We start from the raw sequence: 14,810 nt of genomic DNA on the forward strand, positions 1-14,810 counted from the left end.
GCGAACGGGTATACCGTTGGCAACTATGCACTTCGTGATCATGGGTTGCGGGCGCGTGGGCGCCACGCTCGCCGACTCCCTGGAGGAGCACGGGCACTCGGTCGCCATCATCGATCAGGCCGTCGAATCCTTCCGGCGGCTGAGCACCGACTTCGGCGGCAAGCGCGTGACAGGCATCGGGTTCGACAGGGACACACTCGAACAGGCGGACATCAGCGACGCCTACGGCTTCGCGGCCGTGTCCGATGGCGACAACTCGAACATCCTCGCTGCCCGCGTGGTCCGCGAGACGTTCGGCATCGACAACGTCGTCGCCCGCATCTACGACCGGCACCGCGCGGAGATCTATCAGCGTCTCGGCATTCCCACCGTTGCCACGGTGAGGTGGACGGCCGATCAGGTGCTGCGGCGCATGCTGCCCATGGGTGCCACGGAGGACTTCGTTGATCCGTCCGGGACCATCACTCTGAACCAGGTCGACGTGCACCCCACGTGGTACGGCATCGCACTGACGAGCGTCGAACGCGCGACAGGCGCGCGGACCGCCTATCTGATCCGCGACGGCAAGGGCGTGTTCCCCCAGCCGAGCACCGTGCTCCAGGAGAACGACACCCTCCATCTGCTAATGCCGATCGATCAGGTCAGCCACGTGGAGCGCATCATGACCAACCCGCCGAAGAAGGCGACCTCATGAAGGTCGTCGTGGCGGGGGCCGGATCGGTCGGACGTTCGATCGCACGCGAACTCGTCGGCAACGGGCACGAGGTGACGCTGCTGGACCGACAGGCTTCGGCGATGCGGGTAGCACAGGTGCCGGAGGCGGACTGGCTGCTGGCGGACGCGTGCGAACTGTCGGCGCTCACCCAGGCGCAGGTCGAGAGCGCCGATGTGGTCGTCGCGGCGACCGGTGACGACAAGGCGAACCTCGTCATCTCGTTGCTGTGCAAGACCGAGTTCGGGGTGCCGCGCACGGTCGCGCGCGTCAACAACCCCAAGAACGAGTGGCTGTTCGACGACGCGTGGGGAGTCGACGTCGCCGTGTCGACGCCGCGCACGATGACGGCGCTCATCGAGGAAGCCGTATCCGTCGGCGACCTGGTGCGCGTGTTCACGTTCCATCAGTCGGGCGCCGACATCCTGGAGATCACCCTGCCGGAGGATTCGCCCGTGGTGGGCGTGCCCCTGGGGCTCATCTCGTGGCCCGCCGGATGCGTGCTGGCGGCTGTGGTGCGCGACCGGTCGCCGTTCACGCCGGATGCAGACGACACCCTCGAGGTCGGTGACGAGTTGCTGCTCGTCTCCAGTCCGGACGCCGATCAGGCGGCCCTGCGGACATTGCTGGTTGCGGGCGCCCCCGATCCGGACGACCTGGCCGGATAGGGCTCCCGGGACGGCGCGGGCTCCTGCCGGGTTGCGGCTCTCCGGGCACTGCACCCTCCTGGCCGAGCACCGCGTTGCGAGTTCCGCGGGCCCGGTGCTCTTCCTGGCCGAGCACCGCGTTGCGCGCTACGCGCCCTCCTGCCCGAGCGATCTCCCTGCACCCCTCCTGCCGGACACCGGTTAGGGTCGCTCAACACCGGCTATATCGGGTGCTTGGGAACCCTAACCGGTGTTATCGCGCGGCGGCATCCCTGCACCCCTCCTGCCGGACACCGGTTAGGGTCGCTCAACACCGGCTATATCGGGTGCTTGGGAACCCCAAGCGGTGTTATCGCGCGGCGGCATCGCGCACAGTTTTCCACATACGCCCACAGCGCGGCTTCGAAGGTGCGTTTTCGAGCATTCTGTCCGTATGGCCCCAACGTCGACCGCACCGCAGATGGCAGAACCCGGCATCGCGATTTTGGGCAGACCGCTTTTCTGCGTCGCCCACGCATCCGAGTTACGTCAGAAACCCTATTCGCGCGGGCAACTGCGCTCACTTGTAGATCGAGGCACGCTTGTGCGTGTGGCATACGGGTACTACGCGGCCATCGAGGTTTGGCAGAACCTGACGCCAGAGGGGAGGCACCTAGAACTCGCTCGTGCGGTGGCACGACGGTCCGATGACTTGCAGTTCAGCCATGCAACCGCCGCCCTGCTCCACGGGCTGCCGTGGCTGTCCTCCCCTCCTTCGAAGGCGCAAGTGAACACTCATCGCAAGGGTGGAGCTCGGTCATCAGCCGTGATTCAACGTCGACGAGTGGGGTTCGACCCGGCACCCACCACGGTCGACGGTCTTCGTGTGACATCGGTTGCCAGGACGCTCCTGGATGTGGCCTGCGCCGAACCCCTTGCGGTCGGACTTGCGTGCGCGGACGCGGCGTTGCGCGATCGCCGCGTCACCAGGCGACAATTGCTGGGCATCATCAGCGAGAACGAGCACCGTACTGGTTTCTCCAGGGCAAGCGATGTTGCACGGCTTGCAGACGCCAGAGTCGAGTCAGTCGGGGAATCCCTTTGCCGCGCGCGCATCCACGAACTCCATTTCGAACAGCCGTCGTTGCAGCACGCCTTCTACGATGCTGATGGATTCATAGGTCGAGGTGACTTCTACTGGGAAGATGCACAAATCCTCCTGGAATTTGACGGGCACGTGAAGTACATCGACCAGTCGATCCTGCGTGGTCGCAACCCATCGGAAGTCCTGGTTGACGAGAAACTCCGGGAAGATCGCATCCGGCGCACGGGGGTTATCGTGATCCGTGTTGCCTGGCGGGACGTCATCGATGCGGCGAGGTTCGCACGCATTTTGCAGCGTGCTGGGGTGCCGATGCGCTATTCCCCTCGATGAAACACCGGTTGGGGTTGCTCGACACCGGCTATATCGGGTGCTGAGCAACCCTAACCGGTGCCCGCCAGCGGTGGAGTGGGGATCGCGAGCGGTTCAGTCTCCAGCGACATCGGTGGAATCAGCAACGCCCACGGCACGACCGGCAGCGACATCGGTGGAATCAGCAACGCCCACGGCACGACCGGCAGCGACATCGGTGGAATCAGCAACGCCCACGGCGCGACCGGCAGCGACGTCGGTGGAATCAGCAACGCCCACGCCAGGACCGGCAGCGACTTCGGTGGAATCAGCAACGCCCACGGCACGACCGGCAGCGACATCGTCCACCGGATCCTCGTCAGGAGTGCGGACGAGCATCCAGGTCAGCCACAGCGTGACGGCCCATAGCGGAACACCCATCACGAGCCGCGCGGTGCCGAGGTAGCCGACCTCTTGGGCGAGGTACAGCGGCACCTGCACCACGAGGCGCAGGCCGAACAGTCCCACCCAGAGCCACGTGGCGAGTTGATAGCGCCGCATCATCTCCGGGTTGCGACGCCAGGAGGTCCAGCCCTTGGTCTCGCCCCGCTCGATCTTGCCGGCATCGGTCAATCCGGCCTTGAGCCCTTCGGCGATCAGCCCCACCACCGGCCAGCGCACCAGAATCGATACGAGGATCGGCAACAGATAGGCCGCGTTTGTGAGCAGTCCCCAGAGGTAATAGTTTTCGGCCGCACCGGAGCGCCACGCCCAGATCACGCCGATACCGACGCCGATGACACCGGAGAACGCTTGGGTGATCGGCGTGCGCTGGATGAGGCGCGCAATCACCGCGATCAGCGCGATCGCCCCGGCCGAGATCACGGGGGCGAGCAGTTCGCGGGTGGCCACGAAGACGATCACGAAGACGGCACCAGGCGCCATCGCCTCGATGATGCCGCGGATCCCCCCCAGCGCCGCGAGCGGATGGAACTTGTCCCCCGTCAGTGACTTGATTCCGGTCTCGTTAGTCATCGTTCCCCCGGGACTGCGCGCAGTTCGTAGCGCGGGTTGTAGATGGTCATCAGCGAATCCGAGCGATTGACGAAGCCGCGCACCTTCAGTTCCCTACCCGCCTCGATGCCCGGTATTCGGCGGCGACCAAGCCACACCAGCCGGACCATTCCGGTCCCGTCATCCAGTTGCACCTCGAGACTGGGTGCGCTTCCGCGCGGCTGGACCAGGACGGAGCGGATACGCCCGATCAGGGTTACCTCCCCGCGACGCGCCGCCTGCGCACAGGTTTGCGTTCCGGGTTCGCGACGTCCCAGCGCGCGACTGTCGGCCGCGGCCATGTCGTCGCGGGAGTCGAAGAGCGACTTGAGGCGACCCGAAAGGCTCGGTTGTTCGGATGCGGCGGCATCTGCGGCGCGGGTGGTCACGAGGGTGGGTCTTTGCGGAGGCTAGCGGATCTCGGTGATCTCGGGGCCCCGCTCCAGGGGATTGAAGTCGTCCGGCTTCGCCTCGGGTGTCGCGGGTGCGGGCGCCACGACGTTGGGTGCGGTCAGCGCCAGTACTTCGCGCGGCGGCCGTGCCTCGGTTCCGCGAACGACGACGATCCCCCCGATGATGCCTTCCAGGTCCTTCGCGGCGGCCTCGTCCACGGCAGCCTTGCCGGTGATCACCGCACGAACGAACCAACGGGGGCCGTCGACGCCGATGAATCGCGCGGGGGCTAGCCCGTGACTTCCGCCGCGCGGGGTGTTCACGGGCACGCGGGCGTGCAATTCCGTACCGAACGGTCCCTGCGCCTCATCCGCAACGCCGCCGTCGCGCGTAATCGACGCCGCGACCTCCGAACGGACGTCGTCCCACACACCGGAGTTGCGCGGTGCCGCGAACACGTTGAGTTGAAGGGAGGACTGGTCGATCTGAATGGTGATGCCGCCGATGACATCCTGGCTGTCAGCCTGCAGGCGAACTGACATTCCATCGACGCCGGGAACGCGCAGAGCGCCAAAGTCGATGAGTTCGCCGGGTTCGGGACGCTCCGTCACATCCCAGGGCCCCGTGGCTGCACGTTCGGTGCCCCGCGACTCCTCGTCAGCGGCCCCGCTGAGCGTCGACTCGGCGGATTCGTGCTCCGCTTCGGGCGTCGACGACTCGCCCTTGCTCTTCCGACTGAAAATTCCCACGGGACGCAATCTCCTTGATAACTGTCCGCGACAAGGTGTTGCCTGCCGCCATATGCCGTTCCGGCACCGCTAGCCTACGGTCATTGTGGACCGGCCCGCCAACCCGGTGGTCACACCGAGCGCCGGTCCGGGAAGATTTCCGCTACGGCTGGGCCGCCGCCCAGCCGCCGGACGAGCCGAACCCGCCCTCGCCACGGTCCGATCCCGGCAGTTTCTCCGCCACCACGAAGCGCGCCTTGACGTACTCCTGGACGACCAGCTGAGCGATACGGTCGCCTCGTTTGAGCTCGATCGGCGTGCTCGGATCTGAGTTGTACAGCGAGATCTTGATCTCGCCGCGGTAGCCCGCGTCGACGGTGCCGGGCGCGTTCACGATGGTCAAACCGTGCCTGGCGGCCAGGCCCGAGCGCGGGTGGACGAGTCCCACGTAGCCGTCGGGTAGCGCGATTGCAATGCCCGTAGGTACGAGCGCGCGCTCGAAGGGTTGCAGGACGACGTCGATCGTGGTCACCAGGTCCGCTCCGGCATCACCGGGATGCGCGTACGCGGGCGGCGCGGCAACCTCGTCCAGGATGGTCACGAGGACCTCGGCGGACGTCATGCAGCACACTCGGTGCAGACCTGCTGGCCGTCCTTCTCGTACGCAAGCTGACTGCGGTGGTGGACCAGGAAGCAACTGGTGCAGGTGAACTCGTCTGCCTGACGCGGCAGGACGCGGACGGAAAGCTCCTCGCCGGAAAGGTCCGCACCGGGAAGTTCATACCCTTCTGCGGCCTCGATCTCGTCCTCGTCGACCTGGCCCGAGCTCTTGTCGGACCGGCGGGCCTTGAGTTCCTCAAGTGAGTCCTCGGACAGATCCTCTTCTGTCTTGCGAGGTGCGTCGTAATCCGTTGCCATTAGCTCTATCACACTCCATTTCGGTGCTGATTCCAGGACATGTTACGCCACCGTCCCCCGGTGTAAGGCACGGGCGCGCAATTTTGTTCCCTAAGGCCCGCAATTGTGCACGATCGCGGAACGAAATGCACATTCGTCATCGGAATTAGACATCGATGTCAGGTCGTGTCGCATCGGCAACGGCCAGGATGCTCCGCAGAGACTCAACGGTTTCGGCCGGCCCTGCGATCAGCATGTCGGCGCTCGGGGCCGCGCCGTCGATCCCGACGACGACGCCGCCGGCTTCCGTTACGACCAACCCGCCAGCGGCGTGATCCCATGGCTGCTGGCCGCGCTCGAACATGGCATCGAGCTGTCCCGCGGCCACACGGCACAAGTCGAGGGCGGCGGATCCGATGCGCCGGATGTCGCGCACGCGCGGCAGCACGTCGAGCAGCACCTCCGCCTGGACCCTGCGACGGCGTTCGTCGTACCCGAATCCCGTTCCCACGAGCGCGAACCCGAGCGGCTGCGCAGGAGGAATCGTCAACCGGCGTTCCCCATACCAGGCGCCGCGTCCGAGCCCGGCCCACCACGTACGCTCGCGGGGCACGTCATGGACGGCGCCCGCCACGGCCGTCCAGTGCAACGGGTCGGGCTCTCCGCTGACGACGGCCACGGAAACCGCGTACGAGTCGAGTCCGTAGAGGTAGTTGACGGTGCCGTCGATCGGGTCGAGGACCCAGGTGAGGCCCGAGGTGCCGGCGACGGAGCCGTCCTCCTCCCCGAGGAAGCCGTCATCGGGCCGCGCGGCCAGGATCCACTCGCGCAGTAGCCCTTCGACCTCCCGGTCCATCGCTGTGACTACGTCGGTCTGTGACGATTTCGTGGCCGCGACCTCGACGGCATCGGTGGAATTCCTCCGGATGTGGTCGCCCGCTCGCACCGCCACCGTCCTCGCCAGCGCCGCTAGCGCTTCGATGTCCGCGGGGTCGAGGTTTTCGTGGGTGACACTCATGGCGCCATGGTAGCCGCCGCAAGGAAATGGTGCGGTTCGCGCCACACCGCGCGCGCTCCACGCGAAGCGGGGCATTTGGTGGCACTCTTGACTCTGTGGCTGGCGCGGCACCCGCCCGCGCGCCGCACCGCGAATCGCCCGCGCACCATGTTGCGGAGCCAGGAATCGGAGGTGTCATGACGAACGACGACAACTCGTCTTCCGGGCGCGTGCCAGGTGCCGAGACCGCGATCGAACTGTCCCTCGTGGGCCTCCACCCCGACGGAGAGCACATCATCCTGCGAACCGCTGGCAACACCAAGTTCGTGCTACCGATCACAGAATCCCTCCAGGCCGCGATCCGCGGCGATCGGTCGCGGTTGGAGTTCCTGCAATCCTCGGCTGCGCTGAGCCCGCGCGAGATCCAGGGGCGCGTGCGCGCGGGCGAGACCGCCGAGCACATCGCCGCGAGCGCGGGCATGCCACTCGCGCAGGTTCAGCGCTACGAGCGCACGGTGCTGGACGAGCGGGCCTTCGTCGCCCGCCAGGCTCGCGCCGCGCGGCTGGGCAACACGGCCGACGCCCCCGCGCTCGGCGATCTAGTCACCGACCGGCTGGCGGCCCGGAACGTGGAGACTTCCGAATTGGCCTGGGACGCGATCAAGCTCGCGACGGGCGGCTGGCAGGTATCCGTCAACTTCGAGGCGGGCGGTTCCGAGCGAACCGCGAGATGGCGCTTCCACCCGCGCACCCAGGTGCTCCAGGCACTGGAGGACGAGGCTCGCTGGCTGTCGGAAACGGAGATCGCCGATGAGCCGATCCCGCGGCGCCATCTCAGTTCGGTTCGCGATGCGCAACCGGCCGAATCCGAGGTTGCGCCCGTCTATTCGCTCGAGACCGGCGCCCAGCAGGTCGTCGTGGACACCGATGCGCTGCTCGACGACCTCGCCGCGCGCCGCGGGGTGCGGCAGGGTTTCGACGCCGATGCGGAGCCCTCCTCGATCAGTTCGGGATCATCGGCGCTCAGCCAGTCGGACGGCGGACAGGTCCCCGGGGACGAGGCCTCCGTCGCGCGCATCGTCGACTTCCAGCAGGGTGGCGGTTCAGTCACGGAACAGATCGCCGGTGCGGCCTCCCCGCTGTCTAGCACTAGCCTGCCTAGCGATCCGCCCGGTGATCCCCGAGTCAGCGACGCCGAGCACAGCTGCGACGAGCCCAGCGGCGACGAGCACGGCGGCGACGAGCGCGGTTCCGACCGCCGCGGCGGCGCCGGGCTCGGTGCCCTGAGGACGGGCGAAGATGGCGCGAGCCAGCCCGAGTTCGATCTCGGCGCTATCGACGAGCCGCGCGTGGCGTCCGCGAACGCTTCGCGGGTGGGCTCTGGGTCGGCGAGCGGTCCGTCGGCGGAGGCCGTCCCGCCAGCAACTCAAGGTTCCGCCACTAGTGAGGCATCGGTGAAGAACGAGCCGACCGGTAAGCCAAAACAGGGACGGCGAGGTCGCTCACAGATGCCGACGTGGGACGAGATCGTCTTCGGCGCAAAGACCGACTGATCCGCAGGCCGTCCCGCCTACCAGAGGCTCCCTCGGCTTGAGCGACTAGCGAGCGGCGGCATCAACGTGCACGAGCACGCACAACGCGCGGAACCTCGGCTTGAGCGGCAAGCGCCTAGTCGTCGGCAGCCATTCTGGTCAGGGCGCCCAACCTGGATAGTGTTCGGAAGTACTTCTTGCGGTAGCCGCCCGCCAGCATCGTAGGAGTGAAGATCCCGGCGGATTCGTCACCGCCGAGGACGACCGGGATATCCCGATCGTAGAGTCGGTCCACCAGGACGACGAACCGCAGCGCGTCGTGCTGGTGCTCGATCGTGGTGACGCCGCTGATGACCACGGCGCCGATGCCATCCAGCATCGCTCCGTACTGGCTCGGGTGGACCTGGGCGAGGTGAGCGAGCACGTCGGGGAACTCGTCCGACGTGACAGTGCCGCTGGCCGGGGATAGCCGCCGCGCCAGCCGCGCAGCCTCGTCGGGGGCGACGATGAGGCCATCGGTGACGGCCTCCCGGTGACGGTAGTCCTCGCCATCGATGCGATGAACCTCGAAGCGGGCGGCGAGTGCCTGGATCTCCCGTAGGAAGTCCTCGGCGGCGAACCTGCCCTCCCCGAGTGCCTCGGGCAGAGTGTTCGAGGTGGCCACGAGCGAAACCCCCGCGTCGGCCAGTTCGCGAAGCAGTCGGGACATGAGGACGGTGTCGCCGGGATCGTCGAGTTCGAACTCATCGATGCACACCAGGCGGTATTGCGATAGCGCTTCGACCGTCTGCCGGAAGCCGAGCGCCCCGACCAGATTGGTGTACTCGACGAACGTGCCGAACGCGCAGGCCGCCGGGCCTACTGCGTGCGCCAGGGACGCAAGGAGGTGCGTCTTGCCGACCCCGAAGCCGCCGTCGAGATAGAGCGCGGCGGGCTTCGCGCGACCGCGGAAGATCCCCGCCAGCGACTTCTTGGGAGACTGCGATAGTTCGCGGCCGACGGCCGCCATACGGTCGCGAGTGGCGGCTTGACTGGGGTGACGAGAGTCGGGAACGTAGGTGGCGAACGATGCGTTCTCGAAGTGCTTGGGTGGCACGAATTCGTCGAGTAGTCGCTGGGGCGACACCTGCGGCCTAATGCCCACCAGAGAGGTCGAGAGGACTTTTGTCACAGTTCATCCTACGTCCGCCCTGTCGCGGTTGAGTACGGGCGTCCGCCGACGAAGACGCGCCGAGGGTCCGCGCTCTCGCCGATCCGATCGCGTCACGCGGCGACCGGTAGCATGTGCAGGTGACCATCCGGCCTCGCCGCCGGCGTATCGACGAAAGCAGAATTCGGTGCCACACGCTCTGGGAAACGACGACTTCGTCCCCGTGATCTTGGGGACGAACCTCAACGCGTACAACCAGGCGCGATCGCTCCACGAGGCGTTTGGAGTCCGCTCGCTCGCACTCGGCAGGGCGGCGCTGCGCGAGACTGCGCACTCGAAGATCGTGGAAGTCCGCGCCTACCGCGAGTTCGACGACCCGGAGTTCATCGTCGAGACTCTCCAGGAGATCGCCCGCGAGTTCGCCGGCCGGAAACTACTGCTCTACCCCGACATCGAGTACTACGCCACCGTCGTGCTGGAGAACCGGGACCGGCTCGCGGACTTCCTTATTCCGCTCGTGTCGAGCGAACTCGCGGACCAGATCATGACGAAGACCGACTTCTACGCGACCTGCGAGCGCCTCGGCGTGCCGCACCCCAGGAGCGTCATCGTCGCACCCGAGGACGCGCAGGAGCGTCTCGGCGGCGACCTGCCGTTCTCGTTTCCCGTAGTGGTCAAGCCGTCCAACACCGACACCTATCCACGATTGCAGTTCGCGGGCAAGCAGAAGATTTACGTGGTGAAGGACCGGCGCGAACTCGAGTCGGTAGTGTCACGGATCTTCGCGGCCGGATACGAGGACGAGATCGTGGTGCAGGAGTTCATCGCCGGCGACGAGTCCGTGATGCAGGTCGCGAACACCTACTCCGATGCGAGCGGCCGCCTGCGCTTCGTCAGCGTCGGGCAGGTGGCTCTCACCGAGTACGACCCGGCGCTGATCGGGAACAACAACGCGATCATCTCCACCGCCGACGAGGCCCTGACGGAATCGCTGCAGACGCTGCTGGACGGCCTGGGCTACGTGGGCTACGCCAATTTCGACATCATGTTCGACCGCCGGGACGGTACCTCGCAGTTGCTCGAGATCAACCTCCGCCAGGGCGCGACGAGTTTCTACACGATGGCCGGGAAGGGCAACATCACGCGCTGCGCGGTCGATGACCTTGTGTACGGCAAGCAGTTGCCGTGGACCGTCGTGGGCATCGAACGGCTGTGGATCAACCTGCCGCTCATCATCGCGCTGATCTTCATCCCGAAGTCGATGCGGGGTGCTGCGCTGCGCGCACTGCGCCGCCCAGCCGTCCACACGCTGCGCTATCGCCGCGACTTCTCGCCGCGCCGCGCGATCGAGGTGGCGCGCATCGACCTGCGCCAGACGCTGGCCTACTTCAAGTACTTCCGCACGCGTAACGCCCGCTGACGAGCCGCGTCCCTGCGAACGCGACCTAGAACACCCGTTGTGGTTGTGGAACACCGGCTATAGCGGGTGTTCCACAGCCCTAACCGGTGCACTGGCAAAAAGATCGCGGACGCGGTTACCGAGAAGGTCTAGCGGAGGAAGTCGCGGACCCGCGCGGCGATCGAAGCGGCAGCCTCGGGAGGGACGTTCGTGGGCAGGTTCACGATCTCGTCGATGATCCGCTCCGTGCGCGGCAAGGTGCCCGGCGCGTAGCCGTAGGCGGACGCATCGACCGGCCCGGGGAAGATGGCTGGGCGATACCAGCGTCCCGCGAAGTACCCCTGCGATGCCAGATTCGAGATCAGCGCCTCGGCCTGAGGCACGCGGATCGGAAAACGCACCAGCGGTTGCGCATCCCCTCCCAGGATCGCAGGAAAGTCGATGTGCCCCGCCAGTTCGCGCTGGTAGACCGCCACGGCCGCGCGCCGCTGGGCCTCGTTCGGCGCGAGGGATTCGAGGTGAGCGCGGGCCTGGTCATCGATCCACGGGGACGAGGCCATCGGCGCGTACGGGAGCCGTCCGCGCTGCTCAATGGGCGAGACCACGTATTCGAAGAGACCGACGCGCGCGAGGCCCGACCGAAGTGGTCCGCCAATCTTACCGGGCAGGCGGTTCAAGACGGCGGATTGCCCGCGGTTGATGCGCGTCACCCAGTCGAGCCGGCGGGATAGCCCCGGCAGGGAGCCGAGCGAGGCTCGCAAACCGTCGCGTAGCGAACGATCCGCGAGTTCCGGATTGACCCAGATCGCGCCCCCGAAGCGGGTGCGCAGAATCTTGTCGACGCCGAAGGAGTGCACCGAGACGTCCGCCAGCGGCTCGCCCCCAGCATCGCGGGCAAGGCGCGCGACGCAGTGCGCACTATCCTCGACGAGTAGCGCGCCCGCCCCGTGTGCACGTTCGCGCAGCGCGGCGGTGGCCTCGTCCGCAATGATCCCGAAGGTGTGCTGCACGACGACGGCCGCGGTTGCGGATCCGACTACGGCGCTGGCCGGATCGAGGGCGAGTGTGTCCTCGGCGACCTCACCGTAGCGGGGCGTGAGTCCGGCCGCCAGGATCGGGTCGATGGCCGTCGAACACGTGAGGACCTGCGTCAGGACCTCGGTTCCCGCCCGATTGGCGCGTAGCGCATCGAAGACAGCCTGCATCCCGTAACGGGCCTTGAACACGAAGAACCAGTCCTCGCCGTTCGTGCCGGTCACGGCGGCCAGTTCGGCCCGCAGACGCGCGGTCGCCGCGGAGTCGGAGCTCATTCTGGCTTCCCCGACCGGCGCGACCGGATCGAGCGTAGGATCGACTTGGCCCGGGGCAGCAACCTGGTCCACAGCGAATAGAGGACCGGGGAGAACGGCACATCGATAGTGCCGACGAACACATCGTCGTCGTGATCGGAGAAGCTGCGCTTGAAGTCCGAGATGCCGTCGTTGAGCAGGCCGTTCACGTCGTAGGTGCGCGCGCCACGCCGCTTGGAGTCGGTGATGGCGAGCCATTTCAGGGAGTAGTTGGCGCGCAGTTTGCGTCCATGATCGTTCGAGCCACCGTAAAGTTCGAACGCCGTCGCCGCGGAGACGGCCAGCCACAGGAACGCGACCGGATCGTCCCCGTCGAACGCCGCGTACAGCGCCGAGTTCGGACCCAGATCGCGGTAGACCTGCTCGTAGTAGGAGCGGTCATGCAACTGGAAGCCCGCGCGGCGCGAGGTCTCCTCGTACACGTCGAGGCAGCGCTGCATATCCTCGTCCGTTGTCACCTCGCGATAGACCAGGTCCGTGCGCGATGAGCGCCGGACGCCCTGGCGGGTGGTGCGCGATAGCCGGGCGAGCAACTCGTCCTCGGTCTGCGTCAGGTCGATGAGCAGCGTGCGCGGCAGCAGGATGTCGTTCTCGGAGATCCGCGAACCCTTGATCCGCACCGGCGTGCCGACCGGCCACTGCGGCTCGAAGGAGATCGCAATGCCCGCAATCGCCCTGCGGGCCCACGCGGCTATCGCCTCGGCGACCGCAGAGCCGTCCGCCCCCTCCGCAAGCATCGGCCCGCGTGGCACGTAGCTGAGGGAACGGAACGGGAAGGGAAGGCGGCGAACCAGGATCTGCGCGGCCCCGACGGTGGCGTCATCGGCCCCGATGACTCGCACGCGCAACGGACGCCAGGCGCCGTGCGCCTTGACCTCACCCCATCCCCACAACTGGAGGGGATGGCCGCCGAGGTCTCGGACGTGGCCGTCCCATTCGACCCGGTCGCGGACGACCACCACTCGGAGGGCTGACGCGTTTACTGCTGTCTCACTCATAAACCTGGCCAATCGGTTCGCGGATTCCGACCTCGCCGGAATCCGCGAACCGGAATCGGCTACTCCTGAATCTCGCTGCGGTCGCCGGACCACTCGGTGTGGAAGGTGCCTTCCTTGTCCGTACGACGGTAGGTGTGGGCACCGAAGAAGTCGCGCTGCGCCTGGATCAGGTTGGCGGGCAGCCCGGCAGCGCGCACGCCGTCGTAGTAGGCAAGCGAGGACGAGAACGCCGGCGTCGGGACGCCGTTCGTCGCGGCGAGTGCCACGATGCGGCGCCACGCGGACACGCCATCGCCGACGATTTGCGTGAAGTACGGGTCGGCCAGCAGCAGCGGCAGGTCGGCGTCGCGCTCGTACGCCTCCGTGATGCGGTTGAGGAAGCGGGCGCGGATGATGCAGCCACCGCGCCAGATGCGGGCCATGGCCCCGCGGTCGATGTTCCAGTTGTGCTCGGCCGACGCGGCGGCGATCTGATCGAACCCCTGAGAGTAGGCCACCACCTTGGACGCGTACAGCGCCTGGCGGACGTCCTCGATGAAGGCATCGCGGTCGGTGACGTTCCACTCGCCCGCGTTGGCAGGCAGTACGCGGCCGGCGGTGCGCTGCGGGACCGAGCCGGACAGGGCGCGGGCGAACGTGGCCTCCGCGATGCCCGTGATCGGAACGCCGAGGTCGAGCGCGTTCTGCACGGTCCAGCGGCCGGTGCCCTTCTGCTCGGCCTGATCGAGCACGATGTCCACGAACGCCTTGCCGGTCTCGGCATCGATGTGCGATAGGACGTCCGCCGTGATCTCGATCAGGAAGGACTCGAGGTCGCCGTTGTTCCACTGCGCGAAGATCTCGCCGATCTCGGCCGCGGAGATACCCAGGCCCTGGCGGAGCAGATCGTACGCCTCGGCGATGAGCTGCATGTCGGCGTACTCAATGCCGTTGTGCACCATCTTGACGAAGTGGCCGGCACCGTCGGGGCCGACGTAGGTGGCGCAGGGAACGCCGTCCACCTTGGCGGAGATGTCCTCCAGGATCGGGCCGAGGGTCGTGTACGACTCTGGCGCGCCGCCGGGCATGATCGACGGCCCGTTCAGCGCACCCTCCTCGCCGCCGGAGACGCCCATACCCACGAAGTGGATGCCCTGTGCTGCCAGCGCGTTCTCGCGGCGGATCGTGTCGGGGAAGTGCGCGTTACCCGCGTCGATCAGAATGTCGCCCTGATCCAGCAGCGGCACGAGTTCGTCAATGACGGCATCCGTCGCCGCACCCGCCTTGACCATGATGATGATCTTGCGGGGACGCTCGATCGAGGCGACGAAGTCCGCCGCTGACTCGGAAGGAATGAACGTGCCCTCGTCGCCGTGGTCGGCAACGAGCGACTGCGTGCGGCCGAAGGAGCGGTTGTGGATGGCGACGGAGTACCCGTGACGCGCGATGTTGCGCGCCAGGTTGCGCCCCATGACCGCAAGACCGGTCACTCCGATCTGTGCCAAGTCAGACATTCGAAATAGTCCCCTCATTCGTTGGTGTTGGCATTTCGTCCCCGTATAGCCTAGTGCGCTTTCGGGCGCCCAGCGTGCCTTGCACGGTCA

Annotated in this window: 15 protein-coding genes; 5 read left to right on the forward strand and 10 right to left on the reverse strand. The window is 66.9% G+C overall.

Going from position 1 to position 14,810, the window contains the following annotated elements; translation table 11 throughout:
• Nucleotides 1-25: 25 nt before the first annotated feature.
• From FB461_RS05125 to FB461_RS05135, 3 genes are all read left to right on the forward strand, one after another.
• Entirely contained in the window at nucleotides 26-694 is a 669-nt protein-coding gene (locus tag FB461_RS05125; protein ID WP_246046025.1) for a potassium channel family protein, read from the forward strand.
• Complete coding sequence (locus FB461_RS05130; protein ID WP_142119561.1) at nucleotides 691-1,380, forward strand: potassium channel family protein; 690 nt, start codon at nucleotides 691-693, stop codon at nucleotides 1,378-1,380. Before FB461_RS05125 ends, FB461_RS05130 begins: the two co-directional genes overlap by 4 nt.
• A 412-nt stretch (nucleotides 1,381-1,792) precedes the next feature.
• On the forward strand, nucleotides 1,793-2,773 hold the full coding sequence (locus FB461_RS05135; RefSeq protein WP_142119563.1) for a hypothetical protein: 981 nt from the start codon (nucleotides 1,793-1,795) through the stop codon (nucleotides 2,771-2,773).
• Between the two features lie 93 nt (nucleotides 2,774-2,866).
• Here the strand turns inward: FB461_RS05135 and FB461_RS05140 are convergent, their stop codons facing one another.
• From FB461_RS05140 to FB461_RS05165, 6 genes are all read right to left on the reverse strand, one after another.
• Nucleotides 2,867-3,766, reverse strand: coding sequence for a DUF3159 domain-containing protein (locus FB461_RS05140; RefSeq protein WP_246046026.1), 900 nt, complete (start codon nucleotides 3,764-3,766; stop codon nucleotides 2,867-2,869).
• On the reverse strand, nucleotides 3,763-4,173 hold the full coding sequence (locus tag FB461_RS05145; protein WP_142119565.1) for an OB-fold nucleic acid binding domain-containing protein: 411 nt from the start codon (nucleotides 4,171-4,173) through the stop codon (nucleotides 3,763-3,765). The genes FB461_RS05140 and FB461_RS05145 overlap by 4 nt, the downstream gene beginning before the upstream one ends.
• Before the next feature lie 21 nt (nucleotides 4,174-4,194).
• On the reverse strand, nucleotides 4,195-4,926 hold the full coding sequence (locus FB461_RS05150; RefSeq protein WP_142119567.1) for a DUF3710 domain-containing protein: 732 nt from the start codon (nucleotides 4,924-4,926) through the stop codon (nucleotides 4,195-4,197).
• 142 nt (nucleotides 4,927-5,068) lie between these two features.
• Nucleotides 5,069-5,527, reverse strand: coding sequence for a dUTP diphosphatase (gene dut, locus FB461_RS05155; protein WP_142119569.1), 459 nt, complete (start codon nucleotides 5,525-5,527; stop codon nucleotides 5,069-5,071).
• Nucleotides 5,524-5,823 carry a DUF4193 domain-containing protein gene (locus tag FB461_RS05160; RefSeq protein ID WP_142119571.1) on the reverse strand — a complete coding sequence of 100 codons (300 nt, stop codon included), beginning with the start codon at nucleotides 5,821-5,823 and terminating at the stop codon, nucleotides 5,524-5,526. Before FB461_RS05160 ends, dut begins: the two co-directional genes overlap by 4 nt.
• A gap of 145 nt (nucleotides 5,824-5,968) precedes the next feature.
• A complete protein-coding gene (locus tag FB461_RS05165; RefSeq protein ID WP_142119573.1) occupies nucleotides 5,969-6,820 on the reverse strand; it encodes an inositol monophosphatase family protein in 852 nt (283 codons plus the stop codon).
• Between the two features lie 176 nt (nucleotides 6,821-6,996).
• Here FB461_RS05165 and sepH point away from each other — a divergent pair, with 176 nt between their 5' ends.
• A complete protein-coding gene (gene sepH / locus FB461_RS05170; RefSeq protein WP_170222618.1) occupies nucleotides 6,997-8,352 on the forward strand; it encodes a septation protein SepH in 1,356 nt (451 codons plus the stop codon).
• 115 nt (nucleotides 8,353-8,467) lie between these two features.
• Here sepH and zapE read toward each other — a convergent pair whose 3' ends face one another.
• The gene (gene zapE / locus FB461_RS05175) at nucleotides 8,468-9,502 is read right to left on the reverse strand and encodes a cell division protein ZapE (protein WP_142119577.1); all 1,035 of its coding nucleotides are present in this window, start codon (nucleotides 9,500-9,502) and stop codon (nucleotides 8,468-8,470) included.
• Nucleotides 9,503-9,668: 166 nt separating this feature from the next.
• On the opposite strand from zapE, the gene FB461_RS05180 reads away from it, so the two are divergent.
• Nucleotides 9,669-10,901 (forward strand): carboxylate--amine ligase, encoded by a 1,233-nt coding sequence (locus FB461_RS05180; RefSeq protein WP_142119579.1) that lies wholly within the window; start codon nucleotides 9,669-9,671, stop codon nucleotides 10,899-10,901.
• Between the two features lie 128 nt (nucleotides 10,902-11,029).
• On the opposite strand, the gene FB461_RS05185 is transcribed toward FB461_RS05180, so the two are convergent.
• From FB461_RS05185 to gndA, 3 genes are read right to left on the reverse strand one after another with little or no spacing between them, the layout of a single operon-like run.
• The gene (locus FB461_RS05185; RefSeq protein ID WP_142119581.1) at nucleotides 11,030-12,190 is read right to left on the reverse strand and encodes a DegT/DnrJ/EryC1/StrS family aminotransferase; all 1,161 of its coding nucleotides are present in this window, start codon (nucleotides 12,188-12,190) and stop codon (nucleotides 11,030-11,032) included.
• Nucleotides 12,187-13,227 (reverse strand): lipid II:glycine glycyltransferase FemX, encoded by a 1,041-nt coding sequence (locus FB461_RS05190; protein ID WP_142119583.1) that lies wholly within the window; start codon nucleotides 13,225-13,227, stop codon nucleotides 12,187-12,189. Before FB461_RS05190 ends, FB461_RS05185 begins: the two co-directional genes overlap by 4 nt.
• Before the next feature lie 59 nt (nucleotides 13,228-13,286).
• Nucleotides 13,287-14,720 (reverse strand): NADP-dependent phosphogluconate dehydrogenase, encoded by a 1,434-nt coding sequence (gene gndA / locus FB461_RS05195; RefSeq protein WP_142119585.1) that lies wholly within the window; start codon nucleotides 14,718-14,720, stop codon nucleotides 13,287-13,289.
• Nucleotides 14,721-14,810: the final 90 nt, after the last annotated feature.

The sequence above is a fragment of the Rarobacter faecitabidus genome, assembly GCF_006716265.1.
GTDB classification, from domain to species: Bacteria; Actinomycetota; Actinomycetes; order Actinomycetales; family Cellulomonadaceae; genus Rarobacter; species Rarobacter faecitabidus.

What these genes read in the sequence shown, in the direction of transcription:
- FB461_RS05130 (WP_142119561.1), top strand. Translation starts at nt 691, where the DNA reads ATGAAGGTCGTCGTGGCGGGGGCCGGATCGGTCGGACGTTCGATCGCA.
- FB461_RS05190 (WP_142119583.1), bottom strand. Translation starts at nt 13,227, where the DNA reads ATGAGTGAGACAGCAGTAAACGCGTCAGCCCTCCGAGTGGTGGTCGTC.
- gndA (WP_142119585.1), bottom strand. Translation starts at nt 14,720, where the DNA reads ATGTCTGACTTGGCACAGATCGGAGTGACCGGTCTTGCGGTCATGGGG.
- FB461_RS05135 (WP_142119563.1), top strand. Translation starts at nt 1,793, where the DNA reads ATGGCCCCAACGTCGACCGCACCGCAGATGGCAGAACCCGGCATCGCG.
- dut (WP_142119569.1), bottom strand. Translation starts at nt 5,527, where the DNA reads ATGACGTCCGCCGAGGTCCTCGTGACCATCCTGGACGAGGTTGCCGCG.
- FB461_RS05140 (WP_246046026.1), bottom strand. Translation starts at nt 3,766, where the DNA reads ATGACTAACGAGACCGGAATCAAGTCACTGACGGGGGACAAGTTCCAT.
- FB461_RS05185 (WP_142119581.1), bottom strand. Translation starts at nt 12,190, where the DNA reads ATGAGCTCCGACTCCGCGGCGACCGCGCGTCTGCGGGCCGAACTGGCC.
- sepH (WP_170222618.1), top strand. Translation starts at nt 6,997, where the DNA reads ATGACGAACGACGACAACTCGTCTTCCGGGCGCGTGCCAGGTGCCGAG.
- FB461_RS05165 (WP_142119573.1), bottom strand. Translation starts at nt 6,820, where the DNA reads ATGAGTGTCACCCACGAAAACCTCGACCCCGCGGACATCGAAGCGCTA.
- FB461_RS05160 (WP_142119571.1), bottom strand. Translation starts at nt 5,823, where the DNA reads ATGGCAACGGATTACGACGCACCTCGCAAGACAGAAGAGGATCTGTCC.
- FB461_RS05125 (WP_246046025.1), top strand. Translation starts at nt 26, where the DNA reads ATGCACTTCGTGATCATGGGTTGCGGGCGCGTGGGCGCCACGCTCGCC.